Source organism: Microbacterium sp. 05N427 (assembly GCF_056397105.1).
In genome coordinates this window covers 18,021-35,056 of sequence record NZ_JBFTMT010000020.1, presented here as the reverse complement: position 1 = coordinate 35,056, position 17,036 = coordinate 18,021, and the positions used below count along the sequence as shown (strand labels likewise).

The 17,036-nt window shown below is 67.6% G+C and carries 14 protein-coding genes; 5 read left to right on the top strand and 9 right to left on the bottom strand.

The features are described 5' to 3' along the window. Positions 1-15 precede the first annotated feature (15 nt). Genes AC1DG4_RS16820 through AC1DG4_RS16810 form a run of 3 tightly spaced genes read right to left on the bottom strand, consistent with a single transcriptional unit; the run spans position 16 to position 3,292 of the window. Positions 16-1,305: an MFS transporter gene (locus AC1DG4_RS16820; protein ID WP_477380219.1), complete on the bottom strand. Its 1,290-nt coding sequence runs from the start codon at positions 1,303-1,305 to the stop codon at positions 16-18. Positions 1,306-1,325: 20 nt separating this feature from the next. Then, positions 1,326-2,303 carry an alpha/beta hydrolase gene (locus tag AC1DG4_RS16815; RefSeq protein WP_477380221.1) on the bottom strand — a complete coding sequence of 326 codons (978 nt, stop codon included), beginning with the start codon at positions 2,301-2,303 and terminating at the stop codon, positions 1,326-1,328. After that, positions 2,300-3,292, bottom strand: a complete 993-nt coding sequence (locus tag AC1DG4_RS16810) for an alpha/beta hydrolase fold domain-containing protein (RefSeq protein WP_477380223.1) — start codon at positions 3,290-3,292, stop codon at positions 2,300-2,302. Before AC1DG4_RS16810 ends, AC1DG4_RS16815 begins: the two co-directional genes overlap by 4 nt. 74 nt (positions 3,293-3,366) lie before the next feature. On the opposite strand from AC1DG4_RS16810, the gene AC1DG4_RS16805 reads away from it, so the two are divergent. From AC1DG4_RS16805 to AC1DG4_RS16785, 5 genes are all read left to right on the top strand, one after another. Next, entirely contained in the window at positions 3,367-4,386 is a 1,020-nt protein-coding gene (locus tag AC1DG4_RS16805) for a LacI family DNA-binding transcriptional regulator (protein WP_477380225.1), read from the top strand. A 462-nt stretch (positions 4,387-4,848) separates the two neighbouring features. Next, complete coding sequence (locus AC1DG4_RS16800) at positions 4,849-6,000, top strand: hypothetical protein (RefSeq protein WP_477380227.1); 1,152 nt, start codon at positions 4,849-4,851, stop codon at positions 5,998-6,000. Beyond that, on the top strand, positions 5,997-6,989 hold the full coding sequence (locus tag AC1DG4_RS16795; protein WP_477380229.1) for an ABC transporter ATP-binding protein: 993 nt from the start codon (positions 5,997-5,999) through the stop codon (positions 6,987-6,989). Before AC1DG4_RS16800 ends, AC1DG4_RS16795 begins: the two co-directional genes overlap by 4 nt. Further along, a complete protein-coding gene (locus AC1DG4_RS16790) occupies positions 6,986-7,729 on the top strand; it encodes a hypothetical protein (protein ID WP_477380230.1) in 744 nt (247 codons plus the stop codon). The genes AC1DG4_RS16795 and AC1DG4_RS16790 overlap by 4 nt, the downstream gene beginning before the upstream one ends. Then, positions 7,726-8,508, top strand: coding sequence for an ABC transporter permease (locus tag AC1DG4_RS16785; protein ID WP_477380232.1), 783 nt, complete (start codon positions 7,726-7,728; stop codon positions 8,506-8,508). Before AC1DG4_RS16790 ends, AC1DG4_RS16785 begins: the two co-directional genes overlap by 4 nt. An 89-nt stretch (positions 8,509-8,597) precedes the next feature. On the opposite strand, the gene AC1DG4_RS16780 is transcribed toward AC1DG4_RS16785, so the two are convergent. From AC1DG4_RS16780 to AC1DG4_RS16755, 6 genes are all read right to left on the bottom strand, one after another. Then, positions 8,598-10,883, bottom strand: a complete 2,286-nt coding sequence (locus AC1DG4_RS16780) for a glycoside hydrolase family 31 protein (RefSeq protein WP_477421363.1) — start codon at positions 10,881-10,883, stop codon at positions 8,598-8,600. Then, complete coding sequence (locus tag AC1DG4_RS16775; protein WP_477380236.1) at positions 10,880-12,004, bottom strand: glycoside hydrolase family 15 protein; 1,125 nt, start codon at positions 12,002-12,004, stop codon at positions 10,880-10,882. Before AC1DG4_RS16775 ends, AC1DG4_RS16780 begins: the two co-directional genes overlap by 4 nt. A gap of 61 nt (positions 12,005-12,065) precedes the next feature. Next, the gene (locus AC1DG4_RS16770) at positions 12,066-13,310 is read right to left on the bottom strand and encodes an ABC transporter substrate-binding protein (RefSeq protein ID WP_477380238.1); all 1,245 of its coding nucleotides are present in this window, start codon (positions 13,308-13,310) and stop codon (positions 12,066-12,068) included. Positions 13,311-13,369: 59 nt separating this feature from the next. Further along, positions 13,370-14,185 carry a carbohydrate ABC transporter permease gene (locus AC1DG4_RS16765; protein WP_477421362.1) on the bottom strand — a complete coding sequence of 272 codons (816 nt, stop codon included), beginning with the start codon at positions 14,183-14,185 and terminating at the stop codon, positions 13,370-13,372. After that, positions 14,178-15,086, bottom strand: coding sequence for a carbohydrate ABC transporter permease (locus tag AC1DG4_RS16760; protein WP_477380241.1), 909 nt, complete (start codon positions 15,084-15,086; stop codon positions 14,178-14,180). Before AC1DG4_RS16760 ends, AC1DG4_RS16765 begins: the two co-directional genes overlap by 8 nt. Further along, positions 15,083-16,297, bottom strand: coding sequence for an ROK family protein (locus AC1DG4_RS16755; RefSeq protein ID WP_477380243.1), 1,215 nt, complete (start codon positions 16,295-16,297; stop codon positions 15,083-15,085). The genes AC1DG4_RS16760 and AC1DG4_RS16755 overlap by 4 nt, the downstream gene beginning before the upstream one ends. Positions 16,298-17,036: the final 739 nt, after the last annotated feature.

The window sequence follows — 17,036 nt, the reverse complement described above, 5'->3', positions numbered from 1 at the left end:
CCGTGACGTCCGGCCTCAGCGCACGGCCTTGATCGGGAGCACGGCGAGTCCGCCCAGGGCACCGAAGACGATCGCCGCGATGAACAGGGCGGTGTAATTCTGACCGCCCCCGCCGATGGAGAGCAACGGGATGGCGAGCACCGGGACGAGGACCTGTGGCACCTGATACGACAGGGCCACGATGCCGAGATCCTTCCCGGCCTCCTCGAATGTGGGCAGAACCTCGGTCATCATCGCGATGTCGACCGAGACGAACGCGCCCTGCGCCGCGCCCACGAGCGTCATCGCCACGAGGAAGACCGGCAGGTCCGGCGCGACGGCCGCCAGTACCAACCCCGCGGCCGAGAGCAGGGCGGAGACCCACACGATCGCCTTGCGCCGGCCCGTGCGGTCGGAGATCCAGCCGAAGACCAGGGTGGTGAGGATGCTGGCGCCGGTGAAGATGAGCACGATCATCGCGAAGAGCCCGGAGGCGTTCTCCTTCGGCACCCCGAGACGGTCGATGACGAAGAACAGGAGATAGGTCGACACCGTCAGGATCGACATGGTCACGAGCATCCTGCAGGCCCACGCCCAGAAGAAGTCGCGGTAACGCACCGGATTCAGCCAGTAGGTCGCCAGCACGTCGGACCACCGCCAGCGTGGAGGCCGGTCGGTGCGAACGATGTCGTGCAGACAGAAGAAGAGGATTCCACAGAGCAGGGTGCCGATGACGCCGGGGACGACGAACCAGGTCCACTGCTCATCGTTGGGCAATGCGGCGACGAGCGCCGCGCCGACGACGAGGGCGATCGCGTTCGCCGCGCTCGCGGCCGCCGACACCCGTGCGCGGATGCCCGTGCGGATCTGGTCGGCGAGAAGGGCATGCACCGCGGCGTTGGCCGCCCCGTATCCGGTCTGCGCGATCGCCCAGCCGAGGACGATCTGCCAGAGCTCGGTCGAGAAGGCCAGCACCAGCACACCGGCCAGCCCGGAGATCGCACCGACCAGGATCCACGGCCGCCGTTTACCCCACTTCGACATCGTGCGGTCGCTGAGGCGTCCGAACAGAGGCGTGATCAGGATGACGACCACGCCGCCGACGGCCGCGACGATCGACAGTTCGACGCCCTTGGCGCCCTCGTCGGCGAAGGCGAGCATCTTGGGTATCGACGCGCCGATGAGCGTGCCGAGCACGATGCTCAGCCCGAACCAGGCGGCGACGAAGGCGACGAGGAAGCCGCGGGGCTGCGGCGAGCCGGGGATGTCGTCCTGGACGGCCGGACCCGAAGGATCCGCGGGCTCGAGTGTGGTGGGGGACGTCATCGTCTCTCCTCAGGATCGGTTCAGACCGCAGACGGCGCGGATCGGTAGGCGCGGATGAGTTCCTGCGCGTGCTGCGCCTGCCACGCACGCGCACCGGGGAAGACGGCCGTGAGGCCGGGCGTGCCGTGCAGGTGTCCGGGACCGACGACGAGCTCCGTCTCGACACCGACTTCCTTCAGCCGTGCGGCGAAGGCGATCCCGGCATCGCGGAGCGGATCGTGCGCGCCCACGAAGATCAGCGTCGGCGGGAAGCCGGAGAGGTCATCCGCGTCGAGAGGGGAGGCATCGCGGTCCGCGGGTCCGTCAGGGCCGACGTACAGCCCCGCCACCCACGCATACTCCTCCTGCCACGATCCACCGGCCTGTTCCGCGGCCTGGCCCACGGCGCGCAGCGCGAGGGCGGGCACCTCGAGGTCGTTGTGGACGAGCGGGAGGCTCCCGCGCAACCGCAGCACGGTGCTCGCCGCGATCGCCGCCCCCGCGGAATTGCCGCCGATCCCCACCCGTGCCGGATCCACGCCGAGTCGTGCACCGCCGTCGATCAGGGTTTCGAGCGCGGCAGCCGCGTCGTCGCTGGCGGCCGGGTAGGGATGCTCAGGCGCGAGCGCGTACTCGAGGGAGAAGATCTGCACCCCGCTGTCCAGAGAGCGACGCGCGCACAGGCGCTCATTGATCTGCTCGTCGACCGCACCGCCGAAGAATCCGCCTCCGTGCAGCCAGAGCTGAGACGGGAGGGAGCCGGTCGCGCCGTCAGGGCGGTAGCGCCTCATGCGCAACGGCCCGCGAGGCCCGGGAACGACGAGGTCCTCTCGCTCGACGCCGTCGGGAACCGGCAGCACCGCGTCGACGGCCAGCAGATCGGAGAGCCGGCGCTCGGCGGCCCGACGCAGGAGCGGGTCCCGGCTCGTCAGTCCGGGAAGCCCCGGCGAGAGCTCCTCGATGCGGGTGACCCACCCGAGGATGCCGGGATCGAGGGCGAGTTCGGAGGGCAGGCTCATCGCTCGACGTCCGGGTAGACGACCGGTTCGTCGTGCAGGGTCCGCAGCACGGCCACGAGCGCGCGGTGCAGGTGATCCGCGGCGGGGACGTGACCCCGATAGGTCCCCGATCCGTGACTCTGTCCGATCACCCGCAGACAGGTCGCCGGCACCCCCGCATCGGTGAGCGCCCTGGCGTAAGCCTCCCCGTCCCCGCGCAGGGCATCGAGCTCGGCCGTATAGATGACAGCGGGCGGCAGCCCCCGCAAGGACGGGGCGCGCAGCGGCGAGGCATACGGCTGGAGTGCGGTCGCTGGATCCTTCCCGAGGTACTGGGCGACGATGCCGCGCGCGAACCGGCGGAACAGGGCTTTGGGCACGAGCGAGGACTGCGCCTCCGGTTCGAGGTGCGCGCCGGTCGTGTCCAGCAGCGGCATCTCCAGCACCTGAAGTCGAACCGGCCGGTTCTTCCGGTCCCGGTTCATCAACGCGGTCACCGCGGCGAGGTTGCCGCCGGCCGATCCGCCGCCCAGCGCGAGCCGGTCGGGATCTCCGCCCAGTTCTCGGGCGTTCGTCGCCGCCCACTCGAACACTTCCCAGCACTGCTCGGGCTGGGCGGGGTAGGTCACTTCCGGCGCGTGCGAGTACTCGCCGGCCACGACGATGATGCCCGCGTCCCTGGCGCGCTCGCGGAACATCGCATCCCACCACACCCAGTCGATCCCCGCGAGCTCGAAACCTCCGCCGAAGAAGTAGACCAGGACGGGCAGTCCCGCATCCGCCGCGGCGCGTACCGGCGTGGGCCAATACACCCGCAGCCGCGCATCCGGATGCCCCGGCACAGGGATCGTGTGCTCCTCGGTGGCGGCGGGAACCGGCGCGATTCCGAGCTCGGCGGTCATCACCGGGTCGAACGCGGCCGCATTGCGCCGTCGCTCCTGCGCCGTCTTCCCCTGCGGCGGCTGCAGCGGCGCGAGCCGCCTTTCGACAGCCTTGACGAATGCGTCCACCTGCGGCCTTTTCCGCGCCATCCTGATGATCTCCCTCGGTCTCCGGACTATTGTGTTCGCATCGAAGTACTTCGATGAAGAACTTCGCAAACGGAGAGGACAAGATCTTGCGCGGATCGCCGAAGGTGACCATCTACACGGTCGCCGAGCGCGCGGGGGTGAGTATCTCGACCGTCTCTCTCGCGATCAACGCTCCGCATCGCGTGAGCGAGCAGACGCGCGTGCGGGTGGTCGCCGCGGCAGGCGCGCTGGGCTACCGCACGACCTCCGCGCGTCGTCCCGTCGCGGGGATGCGGATCGCGGTCGCAGCGCCGTTCACCACCTACCAGACCTACCTCCGGCGCTTCGCCGGGATGCTCCTGCGCGCCCGCGACACCGCGATCGAGCTCGCCGCCCACGATCTCCCGTCCGCAGCGAGCGCCAAGGCACCGCTCCTGGACGCCCTGCCTGCGCGCGGCGGAATCGACGGACTCATCGTCATGGGGGTCCCGCTCGGCAGTGCCGCGCTCCGGGCGAGCCGAGATGCCGCGCTCCCCCTCATCCTCGTGGACGTACGCCGCGCCCGTCCGGTCGGGGAGGATCCGCCGGTCGTCCTCCTCGACGACGAGGCCGGCGGACGCCTCGCCGGCGAGCATCTTCGCGCGCGCGGCCATCGCCACGTCGCCTACCTGGGCGAGCCGCTGCTCTCGCGCGACTACATCGCCGCCGGACAGCTGCGCATGCGCGGCCTGTCCGACCACGTCAGGATCACCCCGATCGTGTGCGAGCTCGATGCGGATCCCACCGCACGCCTGCGCGAGGTCCTGTCCGGCCCCGACGCACCGACCGCGATCATGGCCAACCACGACGAGCTCGCCGCCCGCGCCTGGCACGGCCTGCGCGCCGAGGGACTCTCGGTCCCTGGTGACGTGGCGATCCTGGGCTTCGACGACGGTCCCCTCGCCCAGGCCCTCGATCTCACCACCGTCCGTCAGCCCTTCGAGGAGTCGGGTCGGCTCGCCCTCGAGATGCTGATCGACACGATCGCCCAGCCGACGAGATCGATCCAGCGGATGGAACTCGCGCCGAGTTTGATCGTGCGGACCAGCACATGAGTGCGGGTGGAAGCGTGAGGTGGCCTTAACCGGAACGGGGTGGATCCCGCGACCTCACGCTACGGGCTCAATGCCCCCACGCACACGCGACTTTTCAAAAGAAGCGGGCGCTTCGATCGCCGAAGCTACGGGTAGGCATCAGGCTATTCCGGCCATCCTGCGGGCCTCTCAGATGTGAAGTGGCCCGCGACTGCCCCAGTACACCAATTATTCAACTCAGTCCAATTTGGCTCCGGCTGCCATTGAACGTAGCGTGCGACTGGGGGGCTCGTTCGAGCATCTCATTGTCGAGAAAAAAGGAGGGTGCTATGAGCGCCATCGAGAACATCATGGATGAGGTCAACGACCTGCCGCTCTACGTCAGCTCAATCGGCTGGACCTGGAACCACGGCGCATAGCTGGTCGGAAGGGGGCGCCAGTGCCTGGCGCCCCCTTCTTTCGGACAACGCGAAGGAACAGACGATGACACCCGTCACCGAACTCGCCCTTGCCCTCCTGGGCACGGATGGCCTGCCAGATTCGATGAGAGATCGGGCGCTTATCGCGTCCATCACAAGTACGACGCGCGAGCGGACACCGCTTGCCCCAAACTTCGCCTCAGACCTTGGGGTCCGTACACGCAGCGATGCAGAGGTGTACCTGCGCGAAGTGTGTTCAATGCAGGGAATCGACGTCGACTCCTATCTCGAGCGACTCGCCCCTGAGCGGATCCTGCATGTGATCGCTGAGAATCGCGAGACGGCCGGCTACGTTGAAGCGACTCTCGACGCGCTTCTCAACTTCGCCGGGCAGTGGACGCTTGTGTCGACTATCGCCCCCGCTCTGCTTGCCGAGTCGGAGCGCTATGCCACCGGTGAATTGACCTATGCAGCGGCGGCGCTCTCCGCAGTAAAGAACCCAGGCGCACAAGATGGTTTCACGCAAGCCGTCGATTCTGCCGCCACACCTTTCTCGTGGTCGATGGCGACCATCCGGCTGGCTGCATGGCTCATCAAGCGCGCGAATGACCTCGATGCCGGCGAGGCGCTCCTCGGTGAGCGGGAAGCTCGGATCGATACGCTCGTCCACGAGCGCCGAGTCAGCCCCGGAGACGGCGAGGTGATGAAAGGTGTTGGGCACAACCTTCGAGCTCTGATCTGGACGAAGCGCAAGAATCTTCCGGAAGCGAACGCCTCCCTCGACCTTGCCAGGGCCGCGCTGCAGTCAGACGGACTGGTATGCGTTGGGGCCAGCGAGCGTAACCGCTATTACGCTCAGTCGACCGTGAATCAGATCCAACTCGAAGCGATGCGGGACGGATTCGACAAAGCCCACGAGGCATCCGAAGAGCACCTCACATGGGCACGCACATCCGATCCGACCTCCGTCACCGAAGCTCTTAGCCTGGCCGGATACCTGGCGTACAGGTCCAACAACCTCGGCGTCGCGGAAGCGCATCTCGCCGAAGCAATCTCCCGGCTCGAGCTCGAAGGCGCCCCTACGCAGCTGTCGGCCGTGCGTAAGGCCCTGATCGCCACCTTCCACGTGCAGGGCAGGGATGATAAGGCGTTTGTTCTTCTTGACCAGTTGAAACGGGACCCTGCCGGCATCGATCGATATCGGATTGTCGCATGACCGCGTCGCCAGCACAGAGCGCTAGCCCGCTGCTGAAGGTGGAGTCACTAGCGCGAACGTACGACCAGAAGCGCAAGACGACACACGCGGTCAGAGATGTGTCGTTCGAGATCGATCGAGGCGAGATCGTGTGCGTGCTCGGGCCGAATGGCGCGGGGAAGACCACGACGATCAAGATGATCGCGACCCTGTTGGAGCCAACTTCGGGACGAATCGAGCTTTCCGGGGTCGATATCGTCTCCCGCCCCAAGTTCGCTCGTGAGCGAACCGGACTCGTACTTGGAGGCGACCGCGGCTTCTACATGCGCTCTTCCGCGACCGAAAACCTCCACTTCTTCGGAGAGCTTCAGGCTGTACCCCGTAAGGGGCGCGCAGAACGTATCGCCGAGGTGCTGGAGCGGGTGGGTTTGGCCGATCACGCTGCTGAGCCGGTCGAGCGTTTCTCCCGCGGAATGCGCCAGCGGCTTCACATCGCCCGCGCACTACTCTCCGAGCCAGAACTGATCCTCCTGGATGAGCCTTCGATCGGAATCGACGCTCACGGCGCACGCGAGTTGAGAGATATCGTTCGCGATCTCCGTTCCACGGGCACGGGAATCCTCCTCACCACCCACTACATGCAAGAAGCCGAGGAACTCGCGGATCGGGTCGTGGTGATCGACGCCGGAACTGTCGTCGCGTCTGGCAATGTCGCCGACATCGCTGTGGAAGCCGAACTCACGGGTGTATCGAGCTTCCGAGCGAGGACGCTTACTCCCGAACTCGATGCAGCGCTGCGAGCGCTCGAAGGCGTTGCGACAGTGGCGACATCGGAGGGCCACGGCGGCTGGCAGATCGACCTCGCATGGAGCCGGGTGTCTCCTCACTCGGACTTCGCCGAGGCCTGGGACCTCGAGCCCGTTGGCGTACGCCGGCCAACGCTGGAGGAGTCCTATCTCGCCTTCCTCGAGAACCGGAGAACTACACCCCAATCGGATGAGAGCGCATGATCGCGTACGCGTCCATCGCCGTCTTTCACGTGCGTCAGCTTCTCCGGATCCCGTTCTTTGTTCAGACGGCTCTGCTCACGCCCGTAACGTTCCTGCTCATGCGTGCGTTGGGGGCGCTGAACTCCGGAGCGCTATTGCCCGGACTCGCATGGTTTGACGCGAGCGCTGCAGGCATGTGGGCCACGACCACCACCGCTGTCGGGCTCATTGGATTCCAACGGTTCCAGGGCACGCTTGAGCTTCAGGTCTTCTCCGTTCGCCCGCCTAGCGTAGTGTTCGGACCCTTGACCTCGGCGGCCGCTCTGATCGGTCTGATCGGCGTTCCTGTTGCGGGGCTTCTCCAGCTGATCCTGACCCATGATGTTGATCTGTCGTTCTCGGTGCTGCTCGGCTTGTTCGCCGCCACGGTCGCGTGCGTGGCTTCGGCAGCGGTGCTTTCCGCAATCTTCGTCGTCAGCGTGTCCGCCCGAGCTTTCGAGCCGCTGATCCTGACGCCGGTGTGGATGCTCGTCGGAATCGTGGTGCCCTTTGCGGCGCTCCCTCCGTGGCTCATGCCGTTCGCTCTCGCCCACCCTCTGACCTCGGCGACGCTCGCTTCGCGACAGCCTGACATCGTCGCGGCCCTGGGATGGGCAGGCATTTCGTTGGCGGTATCGGCCGTCTATCTCGTCTTCGCCGGGTTTGGCCTCCGCGTCGCGATCAAGCGGGCGCGTGTCGACGGCACGTTGGCGATGTCATGATCGGCGCCTTCACGATCGGCGCCAGGATCGCCATCAACTCCCTGCCCGAGACAAGGACTGTCGCAACAACTCTCGTTCGCCTTGTTGTGGTCCCGCTGTTTACCGCGCTCTTCTACGTGATGCTCGCGACCGGGGGGACATCAGTGCTGCGCCCGGCCGATGCACTCGCGGCGTCTCTCGCTGTCGGCGCGATCCAGGCGACGGTCGCAACGTGCTCGCTCCTGGCGACCGATCGGTTCGAAGGAACGTCAGCGTTTCATCTCACCGCCCCACGGCTTCCGATGATGCTGTCGGCGGGCCGATTGACCGTGCCTACCGCTATTGGCATTGTCACCGGATCCATCACTTCCGTCTCCTTGCTTCTGGTATCCGGAACAGCCATCTCACCGAGCGGGTGGGCGCTGGCGCTCCTCACGGTGGCCGCAGCGGTCCTCGGCAGTGTGGGCCTGGGGTACTTTCTTGCAGCACTGAGCCTGTCGCTTCGCGATTCCCTGGTTGCCGCGAACCTTGCGGGTTACTTCTTGCCGCTCCTGTGCGGCGTTGTGGCTCCGCTGACCCTCTTTCCCGCGTGGATTCAGGCGCCCCTTGGCGTGCTGCCGCTGTCGCACGGGACTACCGCTGCGCGAGAGTTCATGACGTCCGGGGCGACGTCTTCAGCGTGGTTCTCGCTTGCCCTCTGCCTGCTCACGGGAATCGGCTGGGCTGCAGTTGGTGCCATCGTTTGGCGTCTGCAGCAGCATCGAGCGCTCCGCATTGGCACGGCCGAGTTTCTTCAGTGAGCCCTCGCGGAGAACGCCTACGGCCGGGAGTTCGGCCGCCCTGGGACACCCCGGTCATGCGGCGGCGGGTCAGGGCTACGACGGCCTGCTTAGGCGAGGTGCCCTCGGCGCCTTTCCGATCCTTGATGCTCAGTGAGAAGGTCGCCCACCTTCGCGCCGTCCCGCACGAACACGGGGATCGACTCGATGGGCGTCTCGACGTGGATCGTCGACTCCCCCGGATGCACCGCCCCGGTGCGCACCTCGCGCCAGGAGCCGGACGGAAGGCGCACCTCCGCGGTCGTCGCCCCAGGCTCTAGCACCGGCACGACGAGGATGTCGTCGCCGAGCAACCAGGAGATCGGCGCATCCCACACCGTGGGGTCATGCGGCGCGTCGAAGAACAACGGCCTCATCAACGGCCGATCCGCCGTCACGGCGACGCGAGCCGCCTCCACGAGATACGGCACCAGACGCTCGCGGAGCTCGACGGCCGCGCGGGTCAGCGGGAGCACCCGATCGTCCCCGGTCCGCTGCGCGATGTTCCACGGGGTGCGGTCGCGGGACGGCGAGCGGTGGTGGTTGAACTCGGAGTGGTACTGCATGATCGGGACGAAGACGGAGGCCTGCATGGCTCGAATGTAGAGTTCGGCCTCGGGGATCTCGCCGGAGAAGCCCGCGATATCCCATCCCCAGTACACGATTCCGGATGCGGCGGCGGAGAGACCGGCGATCATCGACCACCGGAACGCCTCCCAGGTCGAATTCTCGTCCCCCGCCCAGAACGCGCCGTGCGCCTGGGATCCGGTGAATCCGGCACGGCTGAATGTCACCGGCGCCTTGCCCGCGGACTCCAGCAGGTCGCCGTATGCCTTCGCGTACGCGACCGGGAAGGTGTTGTTCTTCTCGTCACCGCGCCGCCCGTCGAGGTAGACGAGCTCGCGGCCCCACGCGTGCTCTCCGCCGTCGGTCTTGAAGCCGTCGACGCCGATCTCCTCCACGAGGTAGCGGCGCTTCTCGGTCCACCAGGCCGCCGCCCTCGCGTCCGTGAGGTCAGGCATGAGCGAAAGCGGGAACCACCAGCCGCGGTTGCGATAGGGACGCAAGTTCCCGCGTGCGTCCGGTTCCCGGATGAGCACGTCCTCCGCGATCGCACTGCGCGCGTCCGCCGCCAGCTGGCCGCGCGGGTGCGGGCGCATCTTCAGCAGCGGGATCTGCCACAGGTGCAGCCGGATGTCGCGGTCGTGCAGCTCGTCGGCCATGCCCTTCGGATCCGGCCAGGCACCGTCCCCGGGGAACGTGAAGTCCTTCAGGCGATGCGGGGCGCCGTCTTCGGCGACCGCGTACTCGGCATCGCGGAACGCCGTGAAGGTGCGMTCGTCGCTCCACGCCTCGATGACGACGGATCCCACCGGGACCCCGTGCTCGCGGTGCAGATCCATCTGCCGCATGACCTCGGCCTGCGTGTTCCACTCGTTGCCGCTGGCCCAGAGTCGGAACACCCAGTCCGGGAGCTCCTTCGCTCGTCCCGCACGGTCCAGGAAGGCGGTCAGCACGGCGGTCGGATCGCCGTCGAAGAAGCGGATCTCGAGCGTGCCGTCCGGTCCGGTCTCGGCCTCGATACCGAGCACCGCGTCTGCGCCGGCGCCGGCGCCGGCCGCTGTGCCCACCGCGTACCAGGTGCGCAGGGTGGTGTCGACGTGGAAGCCCCACCCGGATCCACCGACCACGTGCGCGAACGGCATCGGGAGGTAGGTCTTGCGCTCCGCGCCCTGGCTCTTGTACTGCTCGAACACCACGGCGTCGAGGTCCGCACCGCGCTGGTCGAGCCGGTCGTAGCGTTCCCCGAAGCCGGCCACGTGCTCGCTCGCCTCGAGGCGCAGCGCGAAGCGAGCGTGCCAGGCCCGCTCGCCGTCGTGCAGCACCTCGGGGACCGCGTCGGTGCGCCGCGACGCGCCGCGCACGATGACGGCGTCCGGTGCCGGCACCCACCGCGCCGCACGGAACTCGTGCCAGCCGGTGCGCTCCTCGGATCCGTCCTCACGGGTGGCGACGAAGCGGTAGCGATAGGCGCCGCCGTCGCGCAGATCGTCGATGCGGACGCCCCAGCCACCCTGGCTGCGGGCGAGCCGCCCGGCGGCGGAGGCGAGATGACCTCCGTCGATCGTTCTCCCGCGTGAGGTCTGCGCGACGCGGTCGAGGGGCAGCACGGCCTCGTCGCCTGCCGCCGGATCGCCGTCGGCGCGGAACACGAGCTCGCAGCGGACCGCGATCGCCCTGGCGTCGGCCCGCACGCCGAGCGATACGGACCCACCCGCCTCGGGCACGACCGGGGAGCGCTGCTCGGTGTCGGTCGAGTACGGGTGGCCGGATCCGAAGGGACGGTGGCGGATCATCGGGCATCTCCTTCCAGCTCCGCGCCCAGGCGGAGGAACATGGCATGGCTCCAGAGCAAGGGGGTGGCTGAGGCGCCCCAGCGGTCGATCCACTCCCGGGTCATCGCGGGGGCGAGCAGGTGCCGATCCACCTGCTCGGGGAGCTCCAGAGCATCGGTCGCCGTCGAGGCGGCCCACAGCCACAGCTCTCTGGCGCGGTCGAGGTTGCCGGCCGCGTGATGTGCGAGGCCGAGGAAGCAGCTCAGGAGCGGCCACTGACCTCCGCCGAAGAACGTGTCGCCGAGGTAGCGGTGCGTGCCGCCCTCGACGGTGAGGTGCCGATCCAGCACGTCGAGCGTGCGCGCGCCGATCGCCGATGACGGATCGACGAGGCCGAACGGCGCCAGCGCCGAGGCGAGCGAGGCATCCACGGCCGTGCTTCCGAGCCACTTCGCCAGATGTCCGTCATGAACGCCCGCGGTACGCACGACGTCGTCGATCGCGTCGGCGGCGATCCTGGCCTCTTGCCCCCGGGGCCCGTCGATCGCTCCGATCGAGAGCGCGGACCGCAAACCGGCTCCTATGGCCGCCAGCGTCGAGCCGTGCACATGCGAGGCGTGCTCCTCCCACCAGTCGTAGCAGGGCCGCCGCCAGGACGAGGTGAGGTAGTCCACCGTCAGCTCGATCGCCTCGCGCCAGCGCTCGACCGGCTGCGGGGACCGGGCGAGATGCGCGCCCATGGCCCAGATCCAGGTGCCGTATCCGTCCAGCTGGAAGTCCCACCAGTCGTCCCGCCCCTCCTCGCCCGCGAACGTGAAGCGGGTCGCGAGCATCTCCTCGTCGGCGACCGGGGTTCCGGCGTGTGCGCGCGCGACGATCGTCTCGATCTGCTCCCGGCGCGCGGTGATCACACCCGCGCACCAGTCGAAGAAGCGCTCCGCCGAGGCGTGCTCGCCGACCGACGACATACCGTCCGCGATGAAGGCGCCGTCGCGCAGCCAGGAGTAGCCGAGGTAGGCGGAGAAGGTCGGGCTGGCCGGGTAGGCGCCCTCAGGCGTCTGCAGGTCGTTGATGAGCCGGATGCTCTCGGCAGTGAGAGCGCGCAGGCGCTCGTCCGAGACGAGGACAGGGTGTGCGGTCACGGGGTGCTTTCGTGGGTAAGGGTCGGGGCGACCGGCCGGCCGCCCCGATCCGATGGGGGCGTTACGGGGCCAGGAGTCCGTCGACGGTCTTCGCGAGCGCAGGGATCGCGTCGGCGGCCTTCTGCCGTCCCGCGGCGATCTCACCGAGCGCATTGGTGACCGCGTCCTGGATCTGCTGCGCGTTGGGGCCGAGCACCGGGTTCAGAGCGACCTTGTCGAGCGAGTCGAACACGGCCTTACGGTTGGCCGGCGGCGTCTGCGTGAGATACGGCTTCAGCGCGGACTCGTCGGAGATCGCCGGCAGTTCCCAACCCGCGTCGAGACGGGTCTGCACCATCTCCTTCGACGTCGTGAGGAACGCCGCGAACTTCTGCGCAGCGGCGGCGTGCTTCGAGTTCGCGGACACCACCGCGGCGTTGGAGAACATCGCGCTCGCGTGCGTGGTGTCGCCGGGCTCGACCGCCACGTCCCATCCGAACGGCAGAGTGCCGAGCAGGCCGAACATCCAGATGCCGGAATGCCACATCGCGAGCTTCCCGCTCTTGAACAGGTTGGTGTCGAAATCAGGGGTGCCTGCGCCGTCGGCCGCGGTCGGCATGGTCTTGCCGGACTTGTTCGCGAGCCACTCGGCGGCGGCGATGCCCTCGGGGCTGTCGAATGCACTCTTCTTGCCGTCCTTGGACAGGAAGCTGCCGCCGGCCTGCGCGAGCGCCTTGTAGTACTCGAAATAGCTCACGGGCTGGTAGTCGCCCCAGACGCCGTTCGCCGTGAGTTTCTCGGCGGCGGCCTGCTCGTCCTTCCAGGTCCAGTCCGCTGTCGGCGCGGAGACGCCGGCCTTGGCGAACAGGTCCTTGTTGTAGAACAGCACGACGTCGGAGAAGGAGGTGGGCAGACCGTACTGCTTGCCGTCCACCGCGTAGGTGTTCAGCACGGACGTGCGATAGGCGCCCTTGTCGACGTTCTTCAGCTCGGCCAGCACGCCCTGATCGGCATAGGTGTGGAACGATCCGGCGTCCACGTCGAAGACGTCGGCCTCGGTGCCTGCGGACAGATCCGTCTGCAGCTTCGTGAAGTAGTTCGCGTAGTCGGTGGTGGCGATCTTCACCGTGATGTTCGGATTCGCCTTGTGGAACGCGTCGACGATCTTCTGGAGGTTCTTCTCGTTGCCTCCGTTCGAGATGAAGTTCGAGTAGGTGATCGTGACCTTGCCGCCGTCATCGGCGGCGCCGCCGGTCGCGGAGCAGCCGGCGAGCACGAGAGCGCCGAGCGCGATCGTTGCGCCGGCGAGCAGAGACTTCTTCTTCATTGATTCGACTCCTGGTGTGCGTGTTTCGGGTGGTGGTACGGGATGGGTCTTGCGAGACGTCATTTCAGCCCTGCGCCGGCCACGCCCTGCACGATGTACTTCTGCGCGAAGACGTAGAGCGCGAGCATCGGGAGGATGCTGACGACGGATCCCGCCATCAGCACGTCCCACTGCGTGGAGTGCTGTCCCTGCAGGCTGGTGAGCGCAACGGGCAGCGTCTGCATGCTCGGATCGCGCAGGATGATCAGCGGCCAGAGGAAGCTGTTCCAGGTGTTCAGGAACCCGAACACGGCGACCGTGGCGAGCGCGGGACGCACGAGCGGGAGCAGGATCTGGAAGAAGATCCGCAGGTGCCCCGCGCCGTCCAGCGTCGCGGCCTGATCGAAGTCGATGGGCACGGAGCCCATCGCCTGACGCAGCAGGAACACGCCGAACGCGCTGGCGACCGTCGGCAGCAGCACGCCGAGATAGGTGTTGATCAGCCCGAGCGCCTTCATCTCGGCGAACAGCGGAGCGATCAGCACTTGGAACGGGATCATCATGGTCGCGAGATAGAGCAGGAACACCGCCCCCCGCCCTCGGAACGGCATGCGCGAGAACACGTAGGCCGCCATGGCGCTGGTGAGCACCTGCAGCACGCTGCTGGYGACCGCGATCACGAGCGAGTTCAGGATCGCCGTGCCGAAGTTGGCCCCGGTGAACAGCGCCAGATAGGGCGAGAGCGAGGGATTGTCCGGGATCAGTTTCGGGGTCGCCGTCAGGCTCGCGCCGGGTGAGATCGAGGTGACCACCGTCCACACGAACGGGAACAGCATGGCCAGCGCCCCGAGCGCCATGACGGTCCAGAGCACGGTGCGCTTCACGCGGTCACGCATAGTGCACCCATCTCTTCTGCCCGAGGAACTGGATGAGCGTGATGACGAGGATGACGGCGAACAGGATCCAGCTCAGCGCCGAGGCCATCCCCGCCTGCCCGTAGCGGAAGGTGAGGTCGTACACCTGCTGCACGACGACCCTGCTGGAGTCGTTCGGGCCGCCGGCGGTGAGCACATACACCTGGTCGAACACCTGGAAGCCGTTGATGAGGCCGAGGATGATGACGAAGAAGGTCGATGGCGAGAGCATCGGCAGCGTCACGCTGGACAAACGCCGCCACCAGCCCGCGCCGTCCAGCGCTGCCGCCTCGTAGAGGTCCGGATTGATCGCCTGGAGCCCCGCGAGCAGGATCACCATCGTGAACCCGACGTCCTTCCACGCCGAGGCGAGGATCACGGAGGGGATCGACCAGGCGGGATCCGCCCACCATCCGGGGCCATGGATCCCGAAGAACCCCAGCAGCGCGTTGACCGCCCCGTTCGAGGGGTTCAGCAGCCAGCGCCAGACCAGCGCGACGACCACCCAGCTGGTGATGACCGGCAGGAAGTAGATGCCGCGGAACAGCGTGCGTCCCTTCATCCGGGAGTTCAGCGCGAGGGCGATCACCAGGCCGCCGACATAGGTCAGCGGCAGCACGCCGAGGATGTAGAACAGGGTGTGCAGGAACACCGCGCCGGTCTTCGGGTCGCTGAACAGGTGCGCGTAGTTGTCCAGCCCGACCCAGGTCATCGGGCCGATCAGATTCCACCGGTGGAAGCTCGTCCAGAGCGCGGAGACCATGGGCGCCAGAGAGAACGCGACTAGGGGCACAAGGCTGGGCAGCAGGAACAGCGCGATGACGGCGTAGTACCGCGGGCTACGGCGGACCCGCCGCGGTGCCGGCGCGGATGTGCCGGTCATGAGCGCCCCGGAGAGGTCGCGACGAGGCGCTCGCGGACCAGCCGCCCCTGCTCCCCCGATACGCCGTCGGCGTCGAACGGGGTGGCCAGCACGAGCGCGGCGGCGCCCAGCGCCCAGCGCTCGTCGGCCCAGTCCTCGACGTGCACCGGGATGCCGCGCTTGCCCGGCACCAGGGCCCCACGCAGGGCGGCCTCGAAAGCGGTCGCCCAATGCGCCCATGCCTGCACCCCCTCGCCGTGCACGACCACGAGCTCGGGATCGAGGACGTTCATCATCCCGGCGAGCGCGCGACCGAGCTGGTGGCCGGCGTGCGCGAAGATCTCGCGCGCATCTGTATCGCCGGAGTCCGCCAGGGCGCGGACCTCGTCGATCCCCTCGTCCTCGCTGATCAGCCGGATCGAACGCGCATCGTTCACGAGCGCCCCCTGCCCGATCACCGCTTCCAGGCATCCGCGGTTGCCGCACTGGCAGAGCGGACCGCCCTCGCGGACCGGCACATGTCCGAAGTCGCCGGCGCCCCCGGCGCGTCCGCGCAGCAGGAGCCCCTCCGCGACGATCCCCGCCCCCACGCCATCGCCGATCGTGACCACGAGGGCGTCACGCAGGTCGCGCGCCTCGCCGAACAGCTTCTCGGCGATCACGAGGGCGTTGACGTTGTTCTCCACGACGACCGGAAGATCCAGGACACGACGCAGCAACGCCCCCAGCGCGACCTGATTCCAGCCGAGCTGGGTCGAGTCGACGATCCCCTCGTCCTGCCGGGCGACGGATCCGGGAAGTCCGACCCCGACACCGAGAACCACGGTGTCCGCGTCCGCATCGGCCGTGAAGGCGGCGATGAGTTCGCCGAGCACGGCGACGGCGATCGGCGAGCGCGCGTCGAAGGACTCGGAGCGCGAGCGTCGCACGGATCCGTCGATCCCGCCCTCCACGAGGGCGATGTGATCGGGCGCGACCTTGACGCCGATCGCCGCGAGCCCGGTCGAGACCAGTCCGAGCAGGCGGGCCGGCCGTCCCCCACGATGGGAGGACTCGGCGAGCTCCTGCAGCAGGCCGTCCGCGAGCAGATCGCGGGTCAGCTGGGTGATCAGCGGAGGAGACACCTCGAGGCTGCGGGCCAGGTCAGCGCGCGAGGCCGGACCGTGCACCCCGAGATGGGCGAGGACCGCCGTGCGATTGACGTCGGCCGAGGATCGCGGTGCATTCGCCACTTCACTCCTTTGTTAAGTCGTGAAGTAAAGATAGAACACGAGGATCCCGTCGTCAAGACCACGTGATCGTGCTGTCGACGTCGCACGCCAAGCCGGGCGCAACCCGATGCTCTCCGCTGCCACGCCTTTGAAGCAGGCGCGTGTCGCCAGGTCCCGTTGCGGTTGTCGCATCCATGTCCACCACAAGCGCAGCATCGGGGTGATGGCGCCCGCTCCGCGCGATCCCGTAGAACTCGGCCAGCTGGGCAGCTACGGAGAGCCACTCGCCGATTTGGGCCGAGGGCCACATTTGGCGTCGTCGCGACAAAGCTGCATGACAACACCTCCACAGCGTCTGCGTAATTCTGCGGGCGTGGAGGCGTTTGAAGTAGCAGGAGAGGGGCTTGAACCCGCGACCTCACGCTAGGGAGTCAAGCAATCCCACACCCGCGTCTCACCTAGAGAATACTGGGATCGGCCCCCGGAATCTACGTGTCGCCCCTGGTCCATCCAGGCCATCATCAAGCCATCTCGGACGCAATGAGGCCATCAAAGTGGCCACACGTTGAACCGCATGACCATGCGCCGCGAGCGAACTCCTCATCAGACAATGGGCGCACACAATGATGGTCCTGCGGCGGCTCATACCGAGCTGACGACTGATACTGATGTACTGGGACGGCACTCAGCAGCTGTTGGCTCCCGGGGAAGAGTACGGGACGCCGGCCGCTTCAACTACAGCTCACGATGCTGTTCATCR

Bases quoted from the DNA above. Each gene is read 5' to 3' on its own strand.
- AC1DG4_RS16820 (WP_477380219.1), bottom strand. From the start codon at position 1,305: ATGACGTCCCCCACCACACTCGAGCCCGCGGATCCTTCGGGTCCGGCC.
- AC1DG4_RS16815 (WP_477380221.1), bottom strand. From the start codon at position 2,303: ATGAGCCTGCCCTCCGAACTCGCCCTCGATCCCGGCATCCTCGGGTGG.
- AC1DG4_RS16805 (WP_477380225.1), top strand. From the start codon at position 3,367: ATGAAGAACTTCGCAAACGGAGAGGACAAGATCTTGCGCGGATCGCCG.
- AC1DG4_RS16800 (WP_477380227.1), top strand. From the start codon at position 4,849: ATGACACCCGTCACCGAACTCGCCCTTGCCCTCCTGGGCACGGATGGC.
- AC1DG4_RS16795 (WP_477380229.1), top strand. From the start codon at position 5,997: ATGACCGCGTCGCCAGCACAGAGCGCTAGCCCGCTGCTGAAGGTGGAG.
- AC1DG4_RS16790 (WP_477380230.1), top strand. From the start codon at position 6,986: ATGATCGCGTACGCGTCCATCGCCGTCTTTCACGTGCGTCAGCTTCTC.
- AC1DG4_RS16785 (WP_477380232.1), top strand. From the start codon at position 7,726: ATGATCGGCGCCTTCACGATCGGCGCCAGGATCGCCATCAACTCCCTG.
- AC1DG4_RS16770 (WP_477380238.1), bottom strand. From the start codon at position 13,310: ATGAAGAAGAAGTCTCTGCTCGCCGGCGCAACGATCGCGCTCGGCGCT.
- AC1DG4_RS16760 (WP_477380241.1), bottom strand. From the start codon at position 15,086: ATGACCGGCACATCCGCGCCGGCACCGCGGCGGGTCCGCCGTAGCCCG.